The sequence below is a fragment of the Microcystis sp. M53598_WE2 genome (assembly GCF_030067735.1).
GTDB lineage: Bacteria > Cyanobacteriota > Cyanobacteriia > Cyanobacteriales > Microcystaceae > Microcystis > Microcystis aeruginosa.
The window spans coordinates 1-7,301 of sequence record NZ_JASJFE010000670.1; the positions used below are offsets into that span (position 1 = coordinate 1).

8 protein-coding genes are annotated in these 7,301 nt (G+C 40.3%); all 8 read left to right on the top strand.

Features of this window, described 5'->3' with window-relative positions:
• Positions 1 to 384 precede the first annotated feature (384 nt).
• The gene (locus PX636_RS13690) at positions 385 to 1,305 is read left to right on the top strand and encodes a glycosyltransferase family 2 protein (protein ID WP_044034892.1); all 921 of its coding nucleotides are present in this window, start codon (positions 385 to 387) and stop codon (positions 1,303 to 1,305) included.
• Positions 1,306 to 1,319: 14 nt separating this feature from the next.
• Complete coding sequence (locus tag PX636_RS13695) at positions 1,320 to 2,279, top strand: GDP-mannose 4,6-dehydratase (protein WP_002797689.1); 960 nt, start codon at positions 1,320 to 1,322, stop codon at positions 2,277 to 2,279.
• A 2-nt stretch (positions 2,280 to 2,281) separates the two neighbouring features.
• On the top strand, positions 2,282 to 3,469 hold the full coding sequence (locus PX636_RS13700) for a glycosyltransferase family 4 protein (RefSeq protein WP_288117590.1): 1,188 nt from the start codon (positions 2,282 to 2,284) through the stop codon (positions 3,467 to 3,469).
• Between the two features lie 59 nt (positions 3,470 to 3,528).
• Positions 3,529 to 4,512, top strand: a complete 984-nt coding sequence (locus PX636_RS13705; protein ID WP_012264002.1) for a glycosyltransferase family 2 protein — start codon at positions 3,529 to 3,531, stop codon at positions 4,510 to 4,512.
• 27 nt (positions 4,513 to 4,539) lie between these two features.
• A complete protein-coding gene (locus PX636_RS13710; RefSeq protein WP_002797685.1) occupies positions 4,540 to 5,094 on the top strand; it encodes a phycobiliprotein lyase in 555 nt (184 codons plus the stop codon).
• Positions 5,095 to 5,180: 86 nt separating this feature from the next.
• Positions 5,181 to 5,573: a MerR family transcriptional regulator gene (locus PX636_RS13715; protein WP_002797683.1), complete on the top strand. Its 393-nt coding sequence runs from the start codon at positions 5,181 to 5,183 to the stop codon at positions 5,571 to 5,573.
• Between the two features lie 5 nt (positions 5,574 to 5,578).
• Positions 5,579 to 6,799: a hypothetical protein gene (locus PX636_RS13720; protein ID WP_288117591.1), complete on the top strand. Its 1,221-nt coding sequence runs from the start codon at positions 5,579 to 5,581 to the stop codon at positions 6,797 to 6,799.
• The coding region (locus PX636_RS13725) for a hypothetical protein (protein ID WP_288117592.1) at positions 6,796 to 7,301 on the top strand (506 nt) is incomplete at its 3' end. The genes PX636_RS13720 and PX636_RS13725, both read left to right, overlap by 4 nt.

Below are 7,301 nucleotides of genomic sequence, written 5' to 3' on the forward strand. Positions count from 1 at the left end.
AGTTGGTACAAAAAAGAGAGGGCAACAAAGCCTGAAACTCCCGACGACCGGCTACTGACGACCGGCTACTGACTCCTAACCCCACCAACAAACTTTTTGCCGCAAACCCTAAGTACATCAAAGCTTTTAGCTTAACAAATTAGGTTTGAGATTGGTCGAGTGGAGAGTGTTATAGCAGTTATCTTCATGGTGAGATAGGAAGTTTTCCTTTTGGGGAGTCGGTCGTCAATACCAAATTAGGTTATACTTCATCTTTACGAGAAACGCTATAAGTAAAAAGCAATCTCCTGTCTCCTGTCTCCTGTCTCCAGGTTAAAAAGCATTTTTACATTTTTCCAAAGGAATGTTAAGTTTTAGGGTATTGAATGAGTAACCTTGATAGCCATGGCTCCTAAAATAGCAGGGATTATCTGTACCCACAACCGCGATCACTACCTAGCAGGAGCGATCGATAGTCTTTTAGGGCAAACCTGCCCAGATTGTGAGATTTTAGTGGTTGATAACGCATCTACCGATAAAACCCGTCAAGTGGCCGAGTCGCGTCTGGGAGATGGGCGGCTAAAATACGTTTACGAACCTATTTTAGGGCTATCTACCGCCAGAAATCGCGGGGCGAAGGAAACTAGAGCGCCGATTTTAGCCTATTTGGATGACGATGCGATCGCTAGTCCTCAATGGTTGCAAATTCTGTTAAATGCCTACGAAAATAACGAAAAACTGGCAGTAGCGGGGGGAAAAGTCACTCTTATTTGGCCGCAAGGCTACAGTCAACCCAATTGGTTATCCGATGAGTTAGCAGGGGGTTTAGGGGCTTTCGATTTGGGCGACAATGTGGTATACATTAGCCAGGCGAATTTAACTCCGCGAGGGGTTAATTACTCGATTCGGCGAGATTTTTTGGAGAAAATTGGCGGTTTTGACCCTAATTTGGGAAGAATTGGCAAAAAACTTCTCTCTAATGAGGAATTATACACTACAGAACTGGCACTCGCCCAGGGATGGCAAGTAGGCTATTTTCCCGCAGCATTGGTGGAACACAATGTTGCCCCGGAAAGAATCAATCGTCAATGGTTTATGCGTCGTAGTTGGTGGCAAGGCATCAGCGAACACTACCGGGAAGAAGTGGCAGGAAGGACGGGATTGGCTCAATTTAGGCGAGGAGGTGAGCGTTTGGTGAGAGGATTGGTTAAATATGTCAAATTTATCAATGATCCCGCTAAAAGCTTTGATAATCTTCTCTATGCCTACGGACAAATCGGTTATTTAAGCGAGGCCGCCAAGGCGATGTTAAACCCTCAAAAGTAAATTATTGTAAATAAATGAGTAAAAAAGCGTTAATTTGTGGTATATCGGGGCAGGATGGAGCCTACCTAGCCGAATTACTGTTAAAAGCCGGCTATACAGTTTGTGGCACCTCCCGGGATGCCCAAATGTCCTCTTTTAGTAACCTGAAACGTTTGGGAATCAAGGAACAGGTAAAACTAGAATCGATGGCACTGAACGACTTTCGCAGTGTCCTACAAGTCTTAATTAAAATTCAGCCCGATGAGGTCTATAATTTGGCTGGACAAAGTTCTGTGGGTTTATCCTTCGAGCAGCCGGTGGAAACCTTAGAAAGTATTGCCACGGGAACCTTAAATCTCTTAGAAGCAATTCGATTTACCGGAGCAAAAATTAAATTATATAATGCAGGATCGAGTGAATGTTTCGGGGATATCGGCGATAATTCTGCCGACGAAAATACCCCTTTTCGTCCTCGCAGTCCCTACGCTGTGGCCAAATCGGCGGCTTTTTGGGAAGTGGCTAATTATCGAGAAGCCTACGGAATTTTTGCCTGTTCAGGCATACTTTTCAATCATGAATCTCCCCTGCGTCCCGAGCGCTTTGTTACCCAAAAAATTATTGCTGCCGTGGCTAGAATTGCCCAAGGAAGTCCCGATACTTTACACTTAGGAAATATGGATATTCAAAGGGATTGGGGTTGGGCGCCGGAGTACGTTGAAGCGATGTATTTAATGCTGCAACAGGAGCAACCCGATGATTACGTCATTGCCACGGGAGAAAGTTCAAAACTGGAGGATTTTGTCGCCACAGCTTTTGCTACTGTTGGCTTAAATTGGCAAGATCATGTAGTTTCCGATCAAAGTTTATTAAGACCAACAGATTTAGCCATTAGTCGCGGCAATCCCAACAAAGCTAAGGAAAAATTAGGTTGGCAAGCACAATACAAAATGACTGATATTGTCCGCATGATGGTAGAAAATCGTTTAGAGAAATAGCCATGAATATCTTAATGATTAGTTCCACCTTTCCCTATCCACCCAGCAAAGGAGGAACTCAGGGCAGAACTTTTAATTTACTCAAATATCTCAGCAAAAATCATGATATTACTCTCATCGTTCAGCGTACTGCTGATGTCAGCGATGAGGAGGTAGAAAAGTTAGGTAACTTTGTTAGTAAATTGGTAGTTTTTCCCCGTCCTCAAAATGCCAAAACTGGAATAATTGCTAAACTGCAAAGATTAGCTCAATTCCTGAAAACGGGAACCCCTCCCAATGTACTTTTTGGCTATTCTCAAGAGATGCAGAACTGGATAGATAGGGCAGTTAAGAGTCAAAAATTCTCAGTCATTACCAGTGAACATAGCGTTAATGAAATTTATATTCGTTCCGAATGGCAACGGCAAATTAGGACAGTAATTGATGTGCATAGTTCCCTCTATCAAACCTGCAAAAGTCAATTAGAAATTGGGGTTTCTAGTCAAAAATTACGGGATCGTCTCTACCTTCCTCTCCTGCGTCGCTACGAACAAAAAACTGTGCAGAAATTCTCAAAAATTGTCGTCACCACCGATGATGATCAAAAACAAATGCGAGAATTCGCTCCCAAGAAAGAGATTTATTTAATTCCTAATGCAGTAGATTTAGATTTGTTTCCCTATCGTTCCGAGGAGCCTGCTGGACATAATTTAGTGTTTATCGGTGGGTTAGATTATTGGGTTAATATCGATGCGGCCTGTTTTTTAGCTAGGGAAATTTTACCTCGTATTCAAATTACTTATCCCGAGACTACTTTAACTCTAGTCGGTGCTAATCCATCCCTAGAAGTGCAAGAATTAACTAAGTTAAAAGGAGTGATTGTGACGGGACGAGTACCATCAATGACCACCTATCTTCATCAGGCAACTGTGGCAGTTATTCCCCTAAGAACGGGTTTTGGAATGAAGTTTAAAACCCTAGAATCTATGGCTGCGGGAGTGCCGGTGGTAGCCAGCGTTCGAGGTTTAGAAGGGTTAACAGTGGAAGGAAATAATGTTCCTTTAGCAGCCTTAAGGGCTAATAGTATTGAGGAATATTGTACGGCGATTAGTAGTCTTTTTGAATCGGCAGAGTTACGAGAAAAATTATCTAGAAATGCTCGCAAGTTAATCGAAGATAATTATACTTGGCAGCAAGCAACCACTAAGTAAGAACAAGTTTTGACTGCTGATATTTGTTAGTAAATTTCTCTAGTTTTTTGTCAATTAATATGCTATCAAATCAAATACCGGTGAAAATATCTGTTGTTGTTCCTCTGTATAACGAAGAAGAAAATATCGATGCTCTCTTTGGGCGACTTTTAGCGGTTTTAGAGACAATAAATACCAGTTATGAGGTCGTTTGCGTCAATGATGGTAGTCGTGACAATACTCTCAAAAATCTCGTGGAATATCATCAACGTTACCCACAAATTAAAGTGGTTAATTTATCTCGTAATTTTGGTAAAGATATTGCCATGTCAGCAGGAATTGATTACAGTCAAGGGATGGCAGTAATTCCTATTGATGCTGATTTACAAGATCCCCCCGAATTAATTGCCGAAATGATCGAAAAATGGCAGCAGGGTTATGATGTGGTTTATGCGTCCCGTCGGGTTAGAATTGGCGAAAGTTGGTTGAAACGTTTTACAGCAGAAGGTTTCTATCAAGTCATTAATAAATTAAGTCGGGTTCCTATTCCCCCTAATACGGGAGATTTTCGCTTGATTGATCGCCGAGTGGTAGAATCAATTAAAAAGATGCCCGAACGTCAAAGATTTATGAAAGGAATATTTGCTTGGGTGGGATATAAACAGACATCAATTTTATTCGATCGAGAACCACGGTATCAAGGACAAACTAAATGGAATTACTGGAAATTATGGAATTTTGCCATCGATGGTATTACCTCTTTTAGTTTTTTACCTCTAAAAGTCTGGACCTATGTAGGATTTATCATTTCACTTGTTAGTCTTGTTTATGCTAGTTTTTTAATGCTCAGGACTATTATTTTAGGAATCGATGTACCTGGATACGCTTCTCTGATGGTTGCTATCTTATTTTTAGGAGGAATTCAATTACTGACTCTTGGTATTATTGGCGAATATATTGGCAGGGTTTATGAAGAAGTAAAGGGACGGCCACTTTATCTTGTTCGAGATTGTTATGGTTTTGAAAATCGGGAACAAGTTACTGATAAAATAACTCAAAATTAAAATACTGACAAGAGGAGAATTAACTCTATGAATACCGAAGTTTTTCAGCAATTTTTTGTCTATTGTGTCGGTAGTTGGCAAACGGAAAGAACCTATCATTATCTAGCCGATCAAGAAGTGGAACGTTCCCGTACTGAATTCCTCATTCAACCCCTGACTAGGGAGATTAAACAGAAAGTTCTGACAGATAATAACTATCCTGATATTGCGGATTTAGAAAGTATCCCCGGGTTTAATTTAGGTTTCTATACCATCTCGGAAAAAGGGGAAGAAGTGCGACAAAATCTTAATCTTTTATTTGTGGTTAAAGCAGAAAATAACGGTTATTTAGAAGGGGATTATCTTCGTGATCGCGCCTACGAAGAAGCAAGACCAATTATCTCTGCTTTTCGCTTTGATTCCACTACCAGAGAGTTATTAATGACCACCAATTATACTCGCAGTGTTTCCGTGGATTCAATTACTTTAATCAATCCAGACCTGCGAATTCGCAAAATTATTAACTATCAACGTCCCAAGGAGGGGGAACCCTTGGAAAAAGTTCTCTTGGTCGGTTTTGGAGTTGAGTGTAAAGTCAGTTAAAAAAATATTTCTTTCCCCCCCCCTTGATTCTCCAGTCAGGGGGAGATTTTATAATAGGGTAACGATAGGATTAAGGAGCAAAAATAATGCTCAGAATCGGTCAACTTTCCCTAGAAAGTGGTGTTTCGATTAAAACGATTCGTTATTACGAGGAATTAGGACTAATTCAGTCCCCTGAGAGGACAGAGGGACAATTTCGCCTATTTACTCCCGATACTGTCCATCGCTTGCTGTTTGTCAAAAGATTGCAATCTTTGGGTTTAAGTCTGCAAGAGATCCGCGAATGTTTAGTAATTCATGACCATGGTGAGTTACCCTGTGGAGATATTCAGGAAAAATTAATTAAACATATTGCTGAGATCGATCAACAAGTGGAACAATTGCTTTTATTGCGTCAACAATTAACCGAAACCCTGCAAGAATGGACGGATACACCTGTAAAAGACGATCAATTTATTTGCCCTAATCTCAAGGTTTAACTATCATGAAAAAGTTGATTGTATTGGTAACTGTAGCACTTATTTCTACTCCTGTAATTGCTCAACATTTACATCTTGATTCACCTCAAACTCAGACTTTACAAGCAATTCCTGACAATATACCAGCTTGGATGTATAACAAGCAACGTAATCATATTTATCCCCAAAGAGGGGTTTATAACAATGCAATTTATAATGTCAGAGATTTAGCTTTAGACTTGAATGCGATCGCTGTTGGTCATGCCTTTGCTTACGAAGATATCGTAACGGGAAAAGCGAAAGATTTAGAAACTAAGACATACCAAACAATTAATTGGGTTTTAAAAAATCCGCCTAAATTTATGCCCGACGAGGGTAATATTTCCCCAACTTTTGGCAGAAAATACGGTGTTTTAGAACAGGTTTTCGATTGGGCGCATATTTTCCATGCTCAAACCGTTGATGTTTTAGCCAGCAGCAAATTAACCAACAAGGAAAAAGAGGCGGAAATTGAGAAATTATATCAATTTTACTTGACAAAAGTTCCCTATGCGATTACGGGATTACCCATGAATATGGGTTATCTGGATTCCCAGCCTTATTCTAAAGCCTTTCGCCAGAAATATCCGAAAGTTAATGGCTTATTTTGGGGCTACCATTGGTTACAAGGAACAATGTATGACTTGCTCTATGAGAAGACGCTAGAAGAACAAAAACAAGCTTATAAACAGGTAGGAAAACAATACCATAGTCAGGAATTGTATCGCACCGATCGAGCTTTTATGCCGATGTTTGCCGAACTTAGTCCCAAGTTTGCCCGACGTTTTCCTCAGATATCTAACACCTTCGATAACCTGCATATGTTGCACGATATGGTTAATGATATTCTGGCATCAGATTGGCTAACTCCCCAACAAAAAGACGAACAAATCACCCGCGCTATTTGGTTAGTAATGGCTGCTAATCATCAAGAAATGGCAGCAGGAAAAAATTATGGTGGTGAAGGACTACACGATCATCGTTTTCAGTCAGGAATTCCGGGGATGGGATTAATGCCAGCAGATATTTCTCACGAAGGTCATAATCACGAAAATCCTGATAATTCTGAGAAAAAACCTGATGATTCTCAAGTAGATGAGGGAGGAGATCACCAACACCATAACCACGAAAATCACTCTCCGGAAAACCCTCCTAATACGGAGAAAAAACCTGACGACAGCAATCATCAAGAGGAACCCAAAAAATGAGAAGATTTTTATTAATTGCTGTGAGTTTAGTCGTTAGTTTTACTAATCCAGTTTTTGCCAACGATCATAATAATCTGGATTCTGGTCGTCCCCTTTCTTTTGATGATGCTGAAAGTATTGGTTTTGGGGAACAATCAATAGAATTTGGAGGAAGTCTAGTCTTTCCTGAAAATAGTAATCTTGGGGGTGAGTTTGATATTGAATACCTCAACGGTATTATTCGCAATGGTCACATTATTATCGGCATCGATCCGCAAGTGGGAGGACGAGTTAATAGTGATGATACGGATTTTGATGTGGGAAATTTATCTGTAGGTTTTTTCTATAATTTCAATCGAGAATACGATAAGGTTCCCGCTTTTGCCATTCGTACCGATTTAGGATTACCGACGGGAAATAATGCTAGGGGATTAGATTTTCGTCTGCGGGGAATTGCTAGTAAAACTGTTGGTCAATTCGATCGCGTGCATCTTAATCTCGATTTAAACATAAACACTGACCC